Below are 16,377 nucleotides of genomic sequence, written 5' to 3' on the forward strand. Positions count from 1 at the left end.
GCACATAGCCTGAGCCAAGCTGAACCTCTGACCGGGCCTTGGTGCGGAGCGGGGCTCCACCCCGTTTCCTCGCCGTCTAACGTGCGGACATGGGGTGGATGACATTGGCAAGCGCGGCAGTGGGTGCCGCTATTGCGACCGCATCCGCAGCCGTCCTCGACAGCAGAGCTGGCAGCTTGAGCGCCAGGACCGTACTGCGGCGGTGCGACCGGAGATCTATGGCGAGTACGTGAGCCGTCTGTCAGCCGCTCGGAATACCTTCCGAGGACTCGCGCGAAACAGGGAGCTTGCTCCCGCTGAGCGCGCCGTAGCGGCTCGCGAAGCCTTCGCTCCCTGACCCCGACGCGGGCGCGGTGATGTCACGTCGACAAGCCCCAGCAGAGGTCTCGGAGTGAAGATGCGGCAAGAGGCGGCTCCGTTAACGGGCTCTCCCCTGCAAGATCGGGGGCCTTGTTTCCTCAGGGAAGACGGCTGCGGCCTACCGCCCGCCAATATCTCAACTGAGTTGTGGTGGAACTTCGTCGGCCGCTCCCACGAGGAAATCGAGCAGGCCTGCAGGGACTGGATGGAGGGCACCCGCTTCGGCGAGGTCCATGGCTACGCCGACGACCGCCTCCCCGCTCCCGAACTCCCGCCGGTGGCGCTGAAAACGTACGCGTGCGGCCGCGGTTCGCGGGTCGTCAGCAGCAGCCGCCTTCCGTCGCGCCGGCGACGGCTTCGAGACGGCAAAAGCAGGACGCGTTGATCGGTACGTCCGCCATGGCGGAAGCGAGCTTCAGTTGCTGGGCCACGATCTGCGCTTCCGCGCTCTTGCCCAGGCGCAGGAGACACTCGTGGAATCCGTGCAGTGCCCATACGTTGCCGGGGTGTTGCGAAGGACGCGGCAGCGTGTCGTCGAGGCCCAGGTCCGCCCGGTAGACGGCCTCCGCCTCTTCCACACGTCCCTGTTCGAGAAGCAGGGCGCCGTACGCGTGCCGTGTGGGCTGCATCCATCCCCACGGCTCATCGTAGGGAAGGTTGTCGTCGAGTGTGATCGATCGCTCCAGTGCGGCGAAGGCGGTGTCGTGGTTCCCCTTGCGGTACTCCAGTTCGCCGTCGAGCATCTCCGACGCGATCGCGAGGATGTCGACGCAGGTGTTGTTGAACAGCATGCGTGACTCGGGTACGCGGGAGACGGCCTGACGGAACAGTTCGCGTTCGGTCTCCGTCTCGGGAATCCGGCCGGTCGCCGACAAGGCGACGCCGCGGGCGTAGTGGAGCATCGCCGTGGTCGCGCAGTACAGCTCGGGGTCGGCGGGCAGCGGCAGTTCCAGGATGTCGGTCCAGCGGCCGAAGCGGATGAGCACGTGTACCCGCATGGCGAGGAAACCCTCCAGCCAGTCGGCCATGGGCGGACTCTGCACCCTCAGCAGTTCCTCGGGGATGGAGGCTTCGAGCTGTGCGGCGGTCTCCAGGGCGGTCGCCGACTGACCGAGGAACATCGCACCGTAGATCTTGAAGTGGTAGTTGTGCGATCGGTACAGGGTGTAGAAGTTCATCGCGCCGGCCCGCGCGTAGTACTTCTCGTCGGCGGCGATCGCGGTGGTGTTGTCCGACACCACACGCCGGTAGTCCCCGCAGAGCACCTCCAGGTGGGTGGGCATGTGCTGCAGATGCCCGGCATCCGGTACGAGGCCACGGAGCCGGTCCGCGACGGGCAGGGCGGCCTCGGGGGTCGGGGACATCTCCATGAGGTGGATGTACATGTGCAGAAGGCCGGGGTGCGTCTTCCCGGGCCCGGTGCCGATCGCCCGATCGAGGACCGCCTTGGCCTCCAACGTGCGGGAGCCTGCCGCCGGCAGCCCGGTCGGCAGGTCCCACAGCTGCCATGGCGTGAGGTTCATCTGCGCGTCAGCATGGAGTGTGGCGACATCGAGGTCGTCGGGAGCGAGTTCGTACACGGCGCGCATCCTGTCGGCGTAGGGCTTGTTCCACACCGAGCAGTCCTCGACCGCCTCCGCCTGCGGATACCGGTACCGCAACGCCTGGATCAGGGCCTGCTCGACGGGAGTGGCGCCGGCCGCCTTCTCGTGGGCGCGTTCGACGGCCGCGTGGGTACGCTCGACGGTTCGGGCCAGGTCCTCGCCGTCGAAGAACTCCCAGGGCTTGTTGTAGTTCGGACCGAGGGCGTAGGCGATGCCCCAGTAGGCCATCGCGCAGTCCGGATCCGCCGCGGCGGCGGCTTCGAAGCAGGAGACCGCCTCCTCGTGGTGGAAGCCGTACGACCAGAGCAGCCCGCGGTCGAACCACATCTGGGCGGACGGGGAGGACGTCGTCACGGGGCGGGTGTGGGTGCCGAGGTCGTAGTAGTCCATCCGTCTCTCCTGAAGGTACGGTCCGGTCAGCCAGGTGGCGCGTACGAGCCGTTCGGCCCGGCCGGACATGTGGACGCGCCGCGACCGGCACGCACTGTCCCAACGTGGTGAGGGTCTCTGGGGACACCTGCGGCCGAGGGGTAGAACCGATGTCGCCCGGCCGGGAAACGCACGCGTGCGTGCGGGTTCCGCGGGTATGTGCCGCGGGGCGGTCCGGCGTCAGCCCGCCTGCTCAGGTAGGTGGCACCCAGGGGGGCGATCCCCGTCAGTCGATGCCCGCCCGCGCGCCGGCCACGGGGTAGGGGGACGAAGGTGCTGTTGTTCTCGTCGATCGCCGGCCGGCGGTCCGGGGGCGGTACGGCCCGCTGAGGGCAGTCGGTGCGTTCGCAGAGGCGGCAGCCCATGCCGATGGGCATGACGGAGGAAGCATTGTCGAGGTCCCTGTACGTACCGCCGCCGCTGCGTCACCGCATGGTGGAGGCGGGGCTTCTCGGCCGTAAGAGCGGTCGCGGGTGTGTAAGGCACGTGTGCGGGCCACTTGCCTGGGCTTGGTGCGCAAAGCCCCTGACCTGCGGGAACTCTCCTTTCAGGCCCTTTCAGGAGCTTTCTGATCTGTACCGCTCGAACTCCCCACAGGCTCCCCGGGGAGCCGGGGGAAACTCCCCACAGCGAACTCGCCCCCCGGGCCGGGTCCGTGCGATCCCGCCCCCGCCAGGGCGGGATCGGCACGCTCGCACTCGTCGACCAGGGCCACGCCGTGTCGATCGAGGTCGTCGAGCTGCGCGCACTCGTCGGCGACGTCGCCAACCAATTCGTGACCGGTTTCGCACCGCCGCGACTGGCCGCCGCGATCGACGCGGTGACGGGATCCGACGGCCTGATCGCCGTGACTCCAGTGTTCACGGCTTCCTACAGCGGGCTGTTCAAGTCCTTCTTCGACGTGATCGCCCCGGACGCTCTCACCGGGCAGCCGGTCCTGGTCGCGGCGACGGGCGGTACCGCTCGCCACTCCCTGGTCCTGGAGCACGCCCTGCGCCCACTCTTCGCCTATCTGCGCGCCGCCGTCGTCCCCACCGCGGTGTACGCGGCGTCCGAGGACTGGGGATCAGGGGGAGACGAGTACACCGACGGCCTGCCCGCGCGCGTCCGGCGGGCGGGCGGCGGACTGGCCGCACTCATGGCTGCCCGCCCGCCCCGGGCCGACCCCGAGGACGACGTCACCGCCCTCGAACGGCAACTCGCCGACCTGCGCTTCGACTGAGGCCGGGGGTCCGGACCTGGCGTTCATCGAGGCGCGGCTGGACTCGCTTGCCCGCGACGAGAGCGGGATCGTCCTCGTGGAATGACCTGCGGGCAGCGGCAAGTCCACGATCCTCGGGGAGGCGGCGACGGCGAAGCGGCGCGGGATACGGGTGTTCCAGGGGTGACCCCGACGAAGACGATGTCTTCGGGGTACAGCACCTCTTGAAAACGCTGCACGAGATCGGAGCGCACCAGAGGGCGGCCCAGCTCTCCCTCCTCGCCGCCGAACGATTGCGCGGCACCTCCCTGATCCGGATCGCCCAGCTCCTGGAAACCCTCCACTCCGTGGGCGCGGAACAGGCTGTGGCCCTGCTGGTCCAACGGGCGATGCCCGCCGACACAGCCGGGCAAAGTGCCTAGGCTTGGTCCGTGCCACCTTCCGGGTCGCCGGGAAGATGTCCCTGCCCTGTCCGACGACGAGACGTCCATGGCCGTCCGCTGCCCGAAGGAATAGTGCGACGAGCTGGTTCTCGCCGAGCCCGAGAAGGTCTCGTCGCCGTGCGGCGCGGGGAGCCGGCGATGGAGCACGTCGACCAGGCCGTTGACGTCGCGCTTCCAGAAGGCTCCGTTGTCAGGCACAGTTCAGGTGCGCTAGGCCCGGTCCTCGGGCGAGGGCGGGAGCGTGCCGCGTCCGCCGCCCGACGGCTTCAGTGGTTGGGTCGCCCCTGGAGTGGGATGCTTAACGTGGGGTTCGGTGCCGACGAGACTCGGGAGGGCCGAATGGGACGCGACGTCCCGGCGCTGGTGTTCACCCGTGACGACCGTCGCCAGTTCCGGAACAAGATGCACACATGCCTCGACGTGTTCGCGCGGATGCTGCGGGAGGCGCGGTTCGATTTCGAGCGGCCACAGGTCGGTCTGGAGATTGAACTGAACCTCGTGGACGCCGCTGCCGAGCCCGCCATGCGCAGCACGGACGTCCTGGAGGCGATCGCGGATCCCTCCTGGTCGAGCGAGCTGGGCCGGTTCAATCTGGAGATCGACATCGGCCCGCGGCAGCTCACCGCGGGGGGTCCCGACTCCTGGGAGCAGGAGATCCGGGACGCGCTCAACCACGCCGAGGAGAAGGCAGCCGCGATCGGCACGCATCTGCTCATGATCGGAATTCTGCCGACGCTGGAGCTGAAGGACGTCGGTCTCGCGTCGCTGTCCGAGAATCCGCGGTACCACTTGTTGAACGAGCAGATCTTCTCCGCGCGGGGCGAGGACCTGCTGATCTCGGTCGACGGGGTGGAGAAGCTGCGGACCTACGCGGACACGATCACGCCGGAGGCGGCATGTACCAGCACCCAGTTCCACCTGCAGGTCTCGCCGCATGAGTTTGCGGACTACTGGAACGCCGCGCAAGCCATCGCAGGGGTGCAGGTGGCCTTGGCAGCGAACTCTCCGTTCCTGTTCGCTAAGGAGCTGTGGCGTGAGACGCGTATTCCGCTGTTCGAGCAGGCCACCGACACCCGGCCGGACGAGATCAAGGTGCAAGGAGTGCGGCCCCGGGTGTGGTTCGGCGAGCGGTGGATCACCTCCGTCTTCGACCTCTTCGAGGAGAACGTACGGTACTTCCCGCCGCTGCTGCCGCTGTGCGACGACGAGGACCCGCAGGAGACGCTCGACCGCGGCAAATTCCCCGGACTGGCCGAGCTCACCCTGCACAACGGGACGATCTACCGCTGGAACCGCCCCGTCTACGCCGTCGTCGACGGTGTACCGCATCTGCGGGTGGAGAACCGGGTGCTGCCCGCAGGTCCCACGGTGTCCGACGTGCTGTCGAACGGTGCCTTCTACTACGGGTTGGTCCGCGCCCTGGTCGACGAGGACCGGCCCGTCTGGTCCCGGATGTCCTTCTCGGCCGCGGAGGACAATCTGCACGCCGCGGCGCGGCACGGAATCGACGCGCAGCTGTACTGGCCCGGGATGGGCGAGGTTCCCGTGACCGAGCTGGTGCTGCGGCGCCTGCTGCCGCTGGCGAACCGCGGGCTGGAGTGGTTGGGCATGGACGCGGCCTGGCGGGAGCCGCTGCTGGGAATCATCGAGCAGCGGTGCGTCAGCGGTCGTAATGGCGCGGTGTGGCAGTCGGAGATGTTCCACCACATCCACGACAGCGCCCACGAGGACCGACACCAGGCGCTGAGGCGGATGACCCTGCAGTACATCGACTACATGCATTTGAACGCCCCGGCTCACACCTGGCCGGTCGAGTGATTCCCGCTCCCGGAGCCTCGGCCGTGGCCACTACAGCGTGATCCGCTCGGGCTGCGGGCGTATGCTCTCCCGGCCAGAGTGTGAAAGATCGGCCCCTCAAGAGGCACGCGGACCCGAAACGGCCCACGCATGACCGGCCCGCGCTTGACGAAGGGCATAGAGGCACCCCCCTTTCTTTTTGCGCACGTCCGGTGCGATTCGGTCAGGGCGTGGGCGCGTCCAGCTTCGGAACACCCGGGGGGGTCTCGCCCGGCCCGTACCTCGGTGTGGGCGCGCCCTCTCAACCGGCAGGTCCTCGGGCTTGGGCACGCCACAGCTGCCGCTGCCTGCGGGGGTCTGATCGGTGGTGGCGCTCCGAGTGCCGCAACCGGACAGGACCATGCAGCCGAGCACGGCCACCAGCACACTCGTACTCACCTTCACCTGGAGCTGACAACTACCGGAAGAATCGAAGCTTTTGACTGCAACTAACACATTTTGTGTCAAGGTGTTCGAGCTGCCTGGGCTGCATGCGATGCCACCCAGCACCTCCCGTGCGCCAACGGTTTCGGCATGGGGTGCCTTGGCCTTGGGTGTCGGCCTTGCGGGTACCCGCGGACCTCTCGCGTGTTACTTGTCGGTAAGGAATGATGGCGGACAACCATCCACGCAACCGGGGGCTGAGGTAGCGGTGTCGACTTTCGAGGAACGGGCCACGGTGCACGCTTTCCGGGACGACGCCCTGGGGGAGCACGACGCCGTCGGTCTCGCCGAGGCGATCCGGCGGGGTGAGGTCGGCGCCGCCGAAGTCGCCCGGGATGCGGCAGAGCGGGTACGGGCGGTCGAGGCGCGGCTCAGCGCGGTCCAGGTGCACATTGATGCTCCGGCGCACGCTACCGGGGCGGGCAGTGCCTTCGCCGGGGTGCCGACCTTTGTCAAGGACAACACCGACTACCTGGGACTGCCCACCGGCCACGGCAGCGCAGCCTTCACTCCGAGGGCCGCGCGGCGGCATGCGCCGTTCGCCCGGCAGTTCCTGAGCAGCGGTGTCACGGTGCTGGGCAAGACCCGGCTGCCCGAGTTCGGGTTCAGTCCGACCACGGAGTGCGAGGGCGCCGAGCCTGTTCGCAACCCGTGGAACACGGGCTACTCGGCGGGTGGTTCGTCGGGCGGCAGCGCAGCGCTAGTCGCCGCCGGGGCGGTGCCGATCGCGCATGCCAACGACGGCGGTGGCTCGATCCGGATCCCCGCCGCCTGCTGCGGACTGGTCGGTCTCAAGCCGACCCGTGGCCGGGTCGTGGCGAATGCCCAGGGCCGTCAACTGCCGCTTGACATCGTGTCCGACGGCATCGTGAGCCGTTCCGTGCGGGACACCGCCGCATTCCTTGCCGCTGCCGAGACGTACTGGCGCAACCCCAAGCTGCCGCCCCTGGGCCTGGTCGAAGGCCCCTCGGGGAAGCGGTTGCGCATCGGCTTTCTGCTGGACTCGCCGAATGGTGTCCACTGCGACACCGCCACCCGGGCGGCCGTCACGGAGACCGTGGCGAAGCTCGAACGGCTGGGCCACACCGTGGAGCCGGTGGTGTTGGACATCGACCCCCGCTTCACCGAGGACTTCCTCACGTACTGGGGGCTGCTGTCGTTCCTCCTCGGCGTCACGGGCCGGACCCTCGGTGCGGATTTCGACCGGCGCCGCATGGACGGCCTCAGTCGGGGGCTGCGGGAGGCGTACTTGGAGAACTGGCGGCGCACTCCGGGAGTGCTGCGGAGGCTGAAGCGTACAAGGGAAACATACGCGGCGGCGTTCCGCGGGCTCGACCTCGTCCTTTCCCCCGTGCTCGCCCACACCACGCCACCGATCGGTCACCTCAGCCCGGCCGTTCCCTACCCGACACTGATCGAACGGATCCTCGCGTACGTCGCGTTCACACCGGTCAACAACGTCGTCGGTACACCGTCGATCTCGGTGCCCGCCACGAGTACGACGGAGGACGGGCTGCCCATCGGCGTCATGTTCTCCGGCCGCCCCGGCAGTGAACGGACGCTGCTGGAGGTCGCGTTCGCGCTGGAGGCGGACCGCCCTTTCCGGCGTATCCAGGACGTGTGACATTGCGGCTGTCCTCCGCGCCTCCCGCGGTTGCGACGGCCGCTCGCTCCTGGCCAGGAGGTCCTGGCGCCGTCCCCGCATGGAGGTGCGAGGCGCCCTCAGCCGACCGGGGCGGATCTGCGGATGGAGGTTTGCCGTGAGGGACTCACGGTCACGTACACGAGCAGTCGGCGCCGGCCCGGGCCTCGCGGTGGGAGCGAACTCGTCCTGCGGATCGGCGGCCGGGTTGAGCAACCGACCGACATCGAGCACTTCCTGACCTCTCGCTGGGGCATGCAGTGGTCGCGGCTACCGGGGCGGCCACCAGATTGTCTGGTCCGTCCAGGTGGGAGGCCCATGAGCAACGGCGACGTTGCTTTCCGCGCGGGCGGCGGTCTGGGGACAGTGCTGCGGGGCAGCGGCGGGTGGATCAAGCGCCGTTAGGCTTGGGGTTCATGGACTGCATGGCCTCCTTGGCCCGCTTCTCCATCTCCTCCGCGGGGACGTCCTCAATGTGCGAGGCGATGCTCCAGCGGTGGCCGAAAGGGTCTTCGAGCTGACCGGTGCGGTCGCCGTAGAACTCGTCCTTGACCGGCGACAGCTCCTTGGCGCCCCGGGCGAGGGCCTTGGCGAACACCGTGTCGACGTCCTCCATGTACACGTGCAGGGTGATCGGCGTGCCGCCGACCGCCTTCGGGGATCGGAATCCCATATCCGGGTACTCGTCCGCGAGCATGATGACCGCGTTGCCCAGCGCCAGCTCGGCGTGGCCGATCTTGCCGCCTGGGGCCGGCATCTTCATGCGCTCTTCCGCGCCGAGCACGGACACGTAGAAGTCGATCGCGGCTGCGGCTCCGTCGACACAGAGGTACGGCGTGACCCGCGGATATCCCTCGGGGATGGGCTGGACGGTCACGGTCTCCCGCCTTTCCGAACAGTGACGATCACCGCTGACCGCGGCCTTCGACCACTGGTATCCCGAAACCCCGGGCCACGCGCCGACGCCGCGCGGCGGCTGACCACGGGATGCCCCGAAGGGCGGCAGCTTCAGTGCCGGCCCATTCCTTCTGCAACGTGGCCGCCGCCGTTCTGCTGTCGCCGCGCAGACATGGGCCTGAGCCGGGGGACGGCGTGCCCACCATGGAGGCGGTGCCGGGGCCTCCGCACCGGCCTCGTCGAGGCCGCGGAGGGGAAGGTGTCGGGCCTGAAGCTGTTCCACACGACGAAAAGCGGCGTGACCGAGGTCATGCCGCGTCTTGCTGAGGTCGAGGCGGACGTGCAGAGCCTCGTCGAAGCGCGCGTGGAGACGCTGCGGGGCGTCACGTAGTTGTCGACGCCGGCCACGCTGGGTCGGGCGCGCTCGTAGCGCATGTGGGAACAGGCTGGGGTGAGTTGGCCGGGGAGTTCAGCGGCGCAGGCCGGTGGCGCGCCCGGGCGCCGTCGGTAGCAACAGCGCGGTACGCACATAAGGAGCTGGGCCCCTCCCGATCGGGAAGGGCCCAGCTCCTTGCGTTACGGTGGCTCAGACCCCGGCGTATGAGTGCTTGCCGCCGAAGAGGAAGTTCACGCCGTAGTAGTTGAACAGGTAGGCGGCGAAGGCGCACAGGGCGATGTAGGCGGCCTTGCGGCCCTTCCAGCCGGCCGTGGCGCGGGCGTGGAGGTAGCACGCGTATCCCACCCAGGTGATGAACGACCAGACCTCCTTGGGGTCCCAGCCCCAGTAGCGGCCCCAGGCGTCGCCCGCCCAGATCGCGCCCGCCACGATCGTGAACGTCCACAGGGGGAAGATCGCGGCGTTGATGCGGTAGGAGAAGCGGTCCAGGGTCGCCGAGGCGGGCAGCCGGGACAGGATGTCGTTGCCCGCGACCCGGGCCCACAGCATCAGACGGGCCCCGGCCGGGCCCTTCTTGTCGCGCAGGGCGAGGGCCAGGCCGCGCTCGGAGGCGGCGACGCGGCCGTCGGTGAGCCGTACCTCGTAACGGTCGCGGAAGAGGTAGACCAGCGCGGACAGCGCACCCAGATAGAGCGTCGCGCCGCAGAAGATGGCCGTGGAGACGTGGATCCACAGCCAGTACGAGTGCAGGGCCGGGACGAGCGGGGCGCTGTCGGTGTAGAGCCAGGTGACGGCGATACCCAGGTCGAGCAGGACGGTGGTGACCAGCGGCAGCCCGATCCAGCGCACGTTCTTCTTGGCGAAGAGCAGGGCGAGGTACACGCCGACGGCCACCGTCGCGAAGGTGGTGGAGAACTCGTACATGTTGCCCCACGGCGCCCGCATCACGGACAGCGCGCGGCTGACCACACCGCCGGCCGCGATGAGGAAGGCGAGCGTCGTCAGGGAGACGGCGATACGGCCGTACAGGTCGCCCTGCGAGTCGTCGCCGTGCGCGCCGGGGCCGTCGGCGATGTCGCGGGTCTCGGTCCGTGACCGCTCGATGACCTTCGGCCGGTCGAGCACCGCGGTGCCGCCGCCCTCGGCGGCCTGTGCCCGGGCCGTCGCCCCGGCCGCCCCGCGGCTCCCCTCCTCGGCCACCAGCGCGGCGGCCGTGCGCCCGACCTTGCTGCGGCTACCGAAAATCCATTCGGTGATGTGGGCGAGGAAGGCCAACGTGTAGACGGCCATTGCCGAATAGATCAGCACGTTACTGATATGCGCCAAGTTCTCGTTGGCGGCCAGATTCATTTCTTGACCCCTTTGGAGGATTCAGACTGCGGGCCGGGCACGCTCCGCACCCGTAGGGGAGCCTAGCCTCCACACTTGACGGGACGGCAGCCGGGGTCCTGCGCGCGATGCCGCATTGGCCGTCGCATTACGGGCAGTTGACCGGCAGGTGTGGCGGGTGCCTGGTCCGTGCCAACGCCCGGCGGAGAAAGGGGGGATGGGTGTGGCCGCCGCGTGCCGAGCCGCTTCAGGGCGCAGGTTGACGCTCAATCAGGCGGCGTGATTGAATCGATCAATGATTCGATCAAAAATCGAGCGAGATGTGTTGCGCGTACCTTAGCCGCGCACGCCGTGTTTCGCGGGGACCCGTCAGCGGGGGCCGGGTTCCCATTCTGTGAGTGACAAGTGATGTGCCGAGGCCCCGTTCTGTTTTTAAAGGGGGGAATTCGGCCGCTGTCGCCGAGTGCCACGATATGCACGCAGAAATCCACAGGGACGCAGAACTCCACGCGCTCGAGATGCACGGCTCTCTCGATTCACCCGTGATCGAGTCGATGAACTTCCTGAACGAGATCTCCCAGCGCTTCCCGGAGGCCCTCTCCATGGCCGCGGGCCGGCCGTACGAGGGATTCTTCGACACCGAGGACGTCCACCGTCACCTCCGCGTCTTCGAGGACCATCTGCGGTCCGTGCACGGCGGCGACGAGGCCCGCGTGCGCCGCACGATCCTGCAGTACGGGCGCACGAAGGGCATTATCCACGACCTGATCGCGAAGAACCTCTCCGTCGACGAGGACATCGACGTCGACCCGGAGAGCGTGGTCGTGACCGTCGGCTGCCAGGAGGCGCTCTTCCTCACGCTGCGCGCGCTGCGCAGGAGCGACAAGGACGTGCTGCTCGCCACGATGCCCTGCTACGTGGGCGCGACCGGGGCGGCCGAGCTGACGGACATGCGGGTGCTGCCCGTCCGGGAGAACGCCGAGGGCATCGACCTCAACGACCTGGTGCGGGTCGTCGAGGAGGCCAAGGCGGCGGGGCTGCGGCCGCGCGCCTGTTACGTGGTGGCGGACTTCGCCAACCCGTCGGGCGTCAGCCTCGGCGTCGACACCCGCGAGGCGCTGATCCGCCTGGCTGCGGAGCACGACTTCCTCATCCTGGAGGACAACCCGTACGGCCTGTTCCACGCCCCGGACAGCGAGCCGCTGCCCACGCTCAAGTCGCTCGACGGAGACCGGCGCCGCGTCGTCTACCTCGGCTCGTACGCCAAGACCGGACTGCCGGGCGCCCGCATCGGGTTCGTGGTGGCCGACCAGCGCGTGAGCCGGGCCGGCGCGGACGGCACCGTACTCCTCGCCGACGAGCTGGCGAAGATCAAGAGCATGCTCACGGTGAATACGTCACCGGTCGCCCAGGCCGTCATCGGCGGCAAGCTCGTGGCGAACGGCTACAGCCTGCGCGCGGCCAATGTCCGGGAGACGGAGCTGTACCAGGGCAACCTGCGGCACGTACTGAACGAACTGGCCCGCAATTTCCCGGAAGGCACGGGTCCGCGCGTGACTTGGAACACGCCCGGCGGCGGATTCTTCGTCGTCCTCACCGTTCCGTTTCCCGTCGACGACGCGCTCCTCGAAGACTCCGCCCGGCGCCACAAGGTCCTGTGGACGCCGATGCACCACTTCTACGGCGACGGAAAGCCGCGGCCCCAGATCCGTCTTTCCTTCAGCTACCTGTCACCGGAGGAAATCACGGCCGGTATCCACCGTCTCGCGACGTTCATTCGCGAGCAGTGTGCCGCCTGAATTCTCCGTCACGAACAACCATCATCATATTGAGAAGGAATGTCATGAGTCCCTTGGGTGATCTGCGCATCGATCACGTCGGTTTCGCGGTCGATGATCTCGCCGAGGCAACCAACTTCTTTGTGAACAACTACGGCCTGGGCGTGTACGCGAAGGCGGCAGGGCCCGACGCCACGGACGGCGCGGCACGGATGACCGCCGTCGGCCGCGAGGGCATACGCCTGCTGCTCACCGACGCGCAGGGCTCCGACCATCCGGCGGCCGCCTACGTCGAGCGCCACGGCGACGGCGTGTCGGACATCGCCCTGAGCACCGCGGATGCAGCGGCCGCCTACGCCGAGGCGGTGCGGCGCGGGGCCCGCCCGGTGGCCGAGCCGCGGGAGCACGACGGCATCGTCACCGCGACCATCGGCGCGTTCGGCGACGTCACGCACACCTTCGTGCAGCGCACCGCCGACCAGGAGGCCCTCGCGCTGCCCGGTCTGACGCCCGTGACCGGCCAGGAGCAGGCGGCCCCCGCCGCGACCGCGGTCGGGCTGCACACCATCGACCACTTCGCCGTCTGCCTGGAAGCCGGCCAACTCGACGCGACGGTCGCGTACTACGAGACCGTCCTAGACTTCGAGATGGTCTTCACCGAGCGCATCGTCGTCGGCGGCCAGGCCATGGACTCCAAGGTCGTGCAGAGCCGCTCCGGCGCGGTGACGCTGACCCTGATCGAGCCGGACACCTCCCGCGAGCCGGGCCAGATCGACAAGTTCATCAAGGTGCACGGGGGCGGCGGCGTCCAGCACATCGCCTTCGCCACCGACGACATCGTCCGCGACGTGAGCGGGCTCGGCGAAAACGGCCTGGCCTTCCTCACCACGCCGGGCGCGTACTACGAGCAGGTGCCCGAGCGGCTCGACCTGCAGCGCCACTCCGTCGACGCGCTGCGCGAGCTGAACATCCTGGTCGACGAGGACCAGGACGGCCAGCTCCTGCAGATCTTCACCAAGTCCGTCCACCCGCGCGGCACGCTGTTCTTCGAGGTCATCGAGCGGCTCGGCGCGCGGACCTTCGGCAGCGGCAACATCAAGGCCCTGTACAGCGCCGTCGAGCTGGAGATGGAGCGGGCGCGGCAGGAGGAAACGGGCGCATGACCGTGCCCGTGCACGAGGTGGACCGGCGGGCCGCCGCGGTGAGCGTCGCCGAGGTGGCGCGGCTCGCCGCGGACCGGCTCCCCGCGGACGTACGCGACTTCGTCGACGGCGGCAGCGGCGACGAGTCCACCCAGGCCGCCAACCGGGCCGCCCTCGACGCCGTCCGCCCGGTGCCGAGGGTGCTCGGCGGCTCGGGCGAGGCCGACACGTCCGGCACGCTGCTGCGCAGCACGGCCGAGCTGCCGCTCGCCGTGGCGCCGATGGCGTACCAGCGGCTGCTGCACCCGGACGGCGAGCTCGCCGCGGCGCGCGCCGCGCATGACACCGGGATCCCGTACATCATCAGCACGCTGAGCAGCTACCCGATCGAGGAGATCACCGCGGTCGGCGGGGTCTGCTGGTTCCAGCTGTACTGGATGCGCGACCGGGCCGTGGCCCTCGACCTGGTCCGCCGCGCGGAGATGGCCGGATGCGAGGCGCTGGTCGTCACCGTCGACGTGCCCCACATGGGCCGCAGGCTGCGTGATGTGCGCAACGGCTTCACGCTGCCGCACGACGTACGGGCCGCCAACCTCGGCCCGGCACCGGACACGGACGCGGCGGGGATCACGGCCGCACACACGCGGCAGTCCGGGGCGTCCGCCGTCGCCACGCACACCGCGCTCTCCTTCGACCCGGCGATCGGCTGGGACGACCTCGCCTGGCTGCGCGAACAGACCGCGCTGCCGCTGGTCCTGAAGGGCATCCTCGACCCACGGGATGCCGTCCGCGCCGTCGGCGTCGGCGCCGACGGAGTGATCGTCTCCAACCACGGAGGCCGGCAGTTCCCGGCCGCGCCGCCGAGCGTCACGGCGCTGACGGCGGTGCTCGACGAGGTCGGCGGGCGCTGCGCGGTTCTGTTCGACAGTGGTGTGCGCACCGGTGCGGACATCCTGCGCGCTCTGGCGCTCGGCGCCGACGGCGCGCTGTGCGGGCGGCCGGTGCTGTGGGGGCTCGCCGCGGACGGCGAGGACGGCGCGCGGCACGTACTGCGGCTGCTGCACACCGAGTTGAGGGAAGCGCTCCTGCTGTCGGGCTGTCCCGATCTCGCGGCCGCGCGCGCCCTCGACGTCGTACGTCTCTGACGCACCGCAAAAGAAACCGGAAAGGAAACCGGGAAAGGGAAGGGGGCGGCCGGACTCAGGTCCGGCCGCCCCCTTTCCGTACGGTGAGCGGGAGTTACACGTCGGCCAGCTGCGGGAACAGCGCCACGTCCGCCGCCGCCTTGAGGTAGTCGGCGCCCGCGGTGCCGCCGGTGCCCGGCACACGGCCGATGATCTTCATCGTGACGCCCCAGTGCGTGCGCTTCATGCCCCGCCAGCCCGCGTCCAGGGCCCGCATGGCCTCCTCCAGGCGCCGCGCGTCCGCGGTCGGCCAGCCGCCGACGCGCGTCAGGAACTGCTCCTGCAGGGTGGCGTCGAGGGCGAACAGCGGCCCCTTCTCCGGGGAGTGCGCCTCACCGGCACGCTTCGCGCTCACCGTCTCGACCAGCTGATAGGGCCGGGACTGGATGGCGCTCGCACCGTGGGTGTGGTCGCGTATCACCGCGAAGGACTCCGGCGGCATGGTGGTCAGGACCCGGTACAGCGGGGACGTCGCGCCCGCGAGGCGGGTGCCGGCCGTCTCCAGGAACGCCACCGCGTTGGCGGGGCGGTCCGTGCGGACCGCCTCGACGGCGAACGTCAGAGCCCTCGCCACCCGGGCGAACAGCCGCTCGAAGAGCTGGATGGAGCGGACGAACATCCGCTCGTCGTGGAGCGTCGTGACCGGGAGAAGCGCGACGTCCACCGCCCGCAGCAGCGCGTCCGGCGCCTGCGCACGGATGGCGTCGACAGCCTTGCGCGCGGCCGGCGCCGCCGCGTCGGACCCGCCCTCACCAAGCGCGGCCCGCACCTCGTCGAGCGGCGCGGTGTCCGCCAGGGCGAGCGGCGCGTACTCCGGGAGCCGGGCGAGGGCCTGCCACACCGCGGTGGTCCGGGACCGCTGCCGGTCGCTGTCCCGGGCCGCGGCGAGCGCGTCGCTCTCGCGCACCACCAGGTCGGCGAGGAGCACCGCCGTCAGCAGGTCGTCGGCGCGCTCCGTCGCCTCGGGGCTGCCGTCCGACTCCCACTCGGCGATGCGCAGGACGTCGTTGCCCGCATACGAGACGTAGCTCATCGGCCGGTCGGTGAAGGTCAGCGGCAGCCAGGTGTCGAACAGCCAGGTGTCCGGCGATGCCCAGGGCCGGGCGCGGCCCGCGCACTCGATGCCGAGCCGGGCCCCGCGCAGCAGGGCGACCAGCTCGGGCGCGGCCACCGCCTTGCCCACCTGCTGGTAGTAACCCACGACCTGTTCGTACGGAAAGCCGGCGAAGTCCGGCCGGCCGTCCCCGAGCACCTGGTGGGACCAGGCGGTCACGGCGTCGACCGCCGCGCGCAGCGCTTGTGCGCGGCTCGCCCGGGTGCCGTGTCCCAGGGCCGTGCCGCCGACGCCGATCTGCCCGTCCTCGCGCTGGTCGGCGGATCCCCCCACCGGCGTCTTCTTCGTCATGTTCACGCTCTCACCAATTCACCAGTCACTTGTCACCAGATCCCCGACGGCCGTGTCAAGCGTCGGCGCGGTGCGCACCCATGGCGTCGATCAGGCTCTTGGGGCGCATGTCCGTCCAGTTCTGCTCGATGTGGTCCAGGCACGCCTGCCGGGTGTCCTCGCCGAAGACGCGGTCCCAGCGGGCGGGCACCTCGACGAAGGACGGCCAGAGCGAGTGCTGGCCCTCCGCGTTGACCAGGACCAGATAGGTGCCGTTCTCGTCCTCGAAGGGGTTGGTAGCCATGGT

12 protein-coding genes and 3 pseudogenes are annotated in these 16,377 nt (G+C 69.5%); 9 read left to right on the top strand and 6 right to left on the bottom strand.

Annotation, left to right across the window (positions count from 1 at the left end; translation table 11 throughout):
- Nucleotides 1-505: 505 nt before the first annotated feature.
- A pseudogene (locus J7I98_RS42705) lies at nt 506-649 on the top strand (pirin-like C-terminal cupin domain-containing protein); the annotation flags it as partial.
- Between the two features lie 31 nt (nt 650-680).
- On the opposite strand, the gene J7I98_RS32525 reads toward J7I98_RS42705, so the two are convergent.
- A complete protein-coding gene (locus J7I98_RS32525) occupies nt 681-2,354 on the bottom strand; it encodes a hypothetical protein (RefSeq protein ID WP_214928650.1) in 1,674 nt (557 codons plus the stop codon).
- A 296-nt stretch (nt 2,355-2,650) separates the two neighbouring features.
- Nucleotides 2,651-2,794, bottom strand: a pseudogene (locus tag J7I98_RS41610) (short-chain fatty acyl-CoA regulator family protein); the annotation flags it as partial.
- 254 nt (nt 2,795-3,048) lie between these two features.
- Here J7I98_RS41610 and J7I98_RS32535 point away from each other — a divergent pair.
- The 4 genes from J7I98_RS32535 to J7I98_RS32550 all read left to right on the top strand — a co-directional run bounded on the left by J7I98_RS32535 (nt 3,049) and on the right by J7I98_RS32550 (nt 7,941).
- Nucleotides 3,049-3,615, top strand: a complete 567-nt coding sequence (locus J7I98_RS32535; protein ID WP_214928652.1) for a CE1759 family FMN reductase — start codon at nt 3,049-3,051, stop codon at nt 3,613-3,615.
- A 203-nt stretch (nt 3,616-3,818) separates the two neighbouring features.
- Nucleotides 3,819-4,016, top strand: coding sequence for a hypothetical protein (locus tag J7I98_RS32540; RefSeq protein WP_214928653.1), 198 nt, complete (start codon nt 3,819-3,821; stop codon nt 4,014-4,016).
- A 360-nt stretch (nt 4,017-4,376) separates the two neighbouring features.
- Nucleotides 4,377-5,855 (top strand): glutamate--cysteine ligase, encoded by a 1,479-nt coding sequence (locus tag J7I98_RS32545; protein ID WP_214928654.1) that lies wholly within the window; start codon nt 4,377-4,379, stop codon nt 5,853-5,855.
- Between the two features lie 670 nt (nt 5,856-6,525).
- Nucleotides 6,526-7,941 (top strand): amidase, encoded by a 1,416-nt coding sequence (locus J7I98_RS32550; RefSeq protein WP_214928655.1) that lies wholly within the window; start codon nt 6,526-6,528, stop codon nt 7,939-7,941.
- A gap of 409 nt (nt 7,942-8,350) precedes the next feature.
- On the opposite strand, the gene J7I98_RS32555 is transcribed toward J7I98_RS32550, so the two are convergent.
- Nucleotides 8,351-8,836, bottom strand: a complete 486-nt coding sequence (locus tag J7I98_RS32555; protein ID WP_214928656.1) for a VOC family protein — start codon at nt 8,834-8,836, stop codon at nt 8,351-8,353.
- A gap of 279 nt (nt 8,837-9,115) precedes the next feature.
- On the opposite strand from J7I98_RS32555, the pseudogene J7I98_RS32560 reads away from it, so the two are divergent.
- A pseudogene (locus J7I98_RS32560) lies at nt 9,116-9,241 on the top strand (transporter); the annotation flags it as partial.
- Nucleotides 9,242-9,442: 201 nt separating this feature from the next.
- Here the strand turns inward: J7I98_RS32560 and ccsB are convergent.
- A complete protein-coding gene (gene ccsB / locus J7I98_RS32565; RefSeq protein WP_214928657.1) occupies nt 9,443-10,603 on the bottom strand; it encodes a c-type cytochrome biogenesis protein CcsB in 1,161 nt (386 codons plus the stop codon).
- A 452-nt stretch (nt 10,604-11,055) separates the two neighbouring features.
- Between ccsB and J7I98_RS32570 the strand changes: the two genes are divergently transcribed.
- The 3 genes from J7I98_RS32570 to J7I98_RS32580 are packed head-to-tail and all read left to right on the top strand — an operon-like array spanning nt 11,056 to nt 14,647.
- A complete protein-coding gene (locus J7I98_RS32570) occupies nt 11,056-12,381 on the top strand; it encodes a PLP-dependent aminotransferase family protein (RefSeq protein ID WP_214928658.1) in 1,326 nt (441 codons plus the stop codon).
- Between the two features lie 44 nt (nt 12,382-12,425).
- On the top strand, nt 12,426-13,523 hold the full coding sequence (gene hppD, locus J7I98_RS32575) for a 4-hydroxyphenylpyruvate dioxygenase (protein ID WP_214928659.1): 1,098 nt from the start codon (nt 12,426-12,428) through the stop codon (nt 13,521-13,523).
- Nucleotides 13,520-14,647 carry an alpha-hydroxy acid oxidase gene (locus J7I98_RS32580; protein WP_214928660.1) on the top strand — a complete coding sequence of 376 codons (1,128 nt, stop codon included), beginning with the start codon at nt 13,520-13,522 and terminating at the stop codon, nt 14,645-14,647. Before hppD ends, J7I98_RS32580 begins: the two co-directional genes overlap by 4 nt.
- A gap of 94 nt (nt 14,648-14,741) precedes the next feature.
- Here J7I98_RS32580 and J7I98_RS32585 read toward each other — a convergent pair whose 3' ends face one another.
- A complete protein-coding gene (locus J7I98_RS32585) occupies nt 14,742-16,091 on the bottom strand; it encodes a hypothetical protein (protein WP_214928661.1) in 1,350 nt (449 codons plus the stop codon).
- Between the two features lie 55 nt (nt 16,092-16,146).
- Nucleotides 16,147-16,374 (bottom strand): MbtH family protein, encoded by a 228-nt coding sequence (locus tag J7I98_RS32590; RefSeq protein ID WP_214928662.1) that lies wholly within the window; start codon nt 16,372-16,374, stop codon nt 16,147-16,149.
- Nucleotides 16,375-16,377: the final 3 nt, after the last annotated feature.

Origin of the sequence: Streptomyces sp. ISL-98 (assembly GCF_018614055.1) — a bacterium.
In the GTDB taxonomy this organism is placed as follows: Bacteria; Actinomycetota; Actinomycetes; order Streptomycetales; family Streptomycetaceae; genus Streptomyces; species Streptomyces spiramyceticus.

Bases quoted from the DNA above. Each gene is read 5' to 3' on its own strand.
- ccsB (WP_214928657.1), bottom strand. From the start codon at position 10,603: ATGAATCTGGCCGCCAACGAGAACTTGGCGCATATCAGTAACGTGCTG.
- J7I98_RS32590 (WP_214928662.1), bottom strand. From the start codon at position 16,374: ATGGCTACCAACCCCTTCGAGGACGAGAACGGCACCTATCTGGTCCTG.
- J7I98_RS32570 (WP_214928658.1), top strand. From the start codon at position 11,056: ATGCACGCAGAAATCCACAGGGACGCAGAACTCCACGCGCTCGAGATG.
- J7I98_RS32580 (WP_214928660.1), top strand. From the start codon at position 13,520: ATGACCGTGCCCGTGCACGAGGTGGACCGGCGGGCCGCCGCGGTGAGC.
- hppD (WP_214928659.1), top strand. From the start codon at position 12,426: ATGAGTCCCTTGGGTGATCTGCGCATCGATCACGTCGGTTTCGCGGTC.
- J7I98_RS32525 (WP_214928650.1), bottom strand. From the start codon at position 2,354: ATGGACTACTACGACCTCGGCACCCACACCCGCCCCGTGACGACGTCC.
- J7I98_RS32545 (WP_214928654.1), top strand. From the start codon at position 4,377: ATGGGACGCGACGTCCCGGCGCTGGTGTTCACCCGTGACGACCGTCGC.
- J7I98_RS32585 (WP_214928661.1), bottom strand. From the start codon at position 16,091: ATGACGAAGAAGACGCCGGTGGGGGGATCCGCCGACCAGCGCGAGGAC.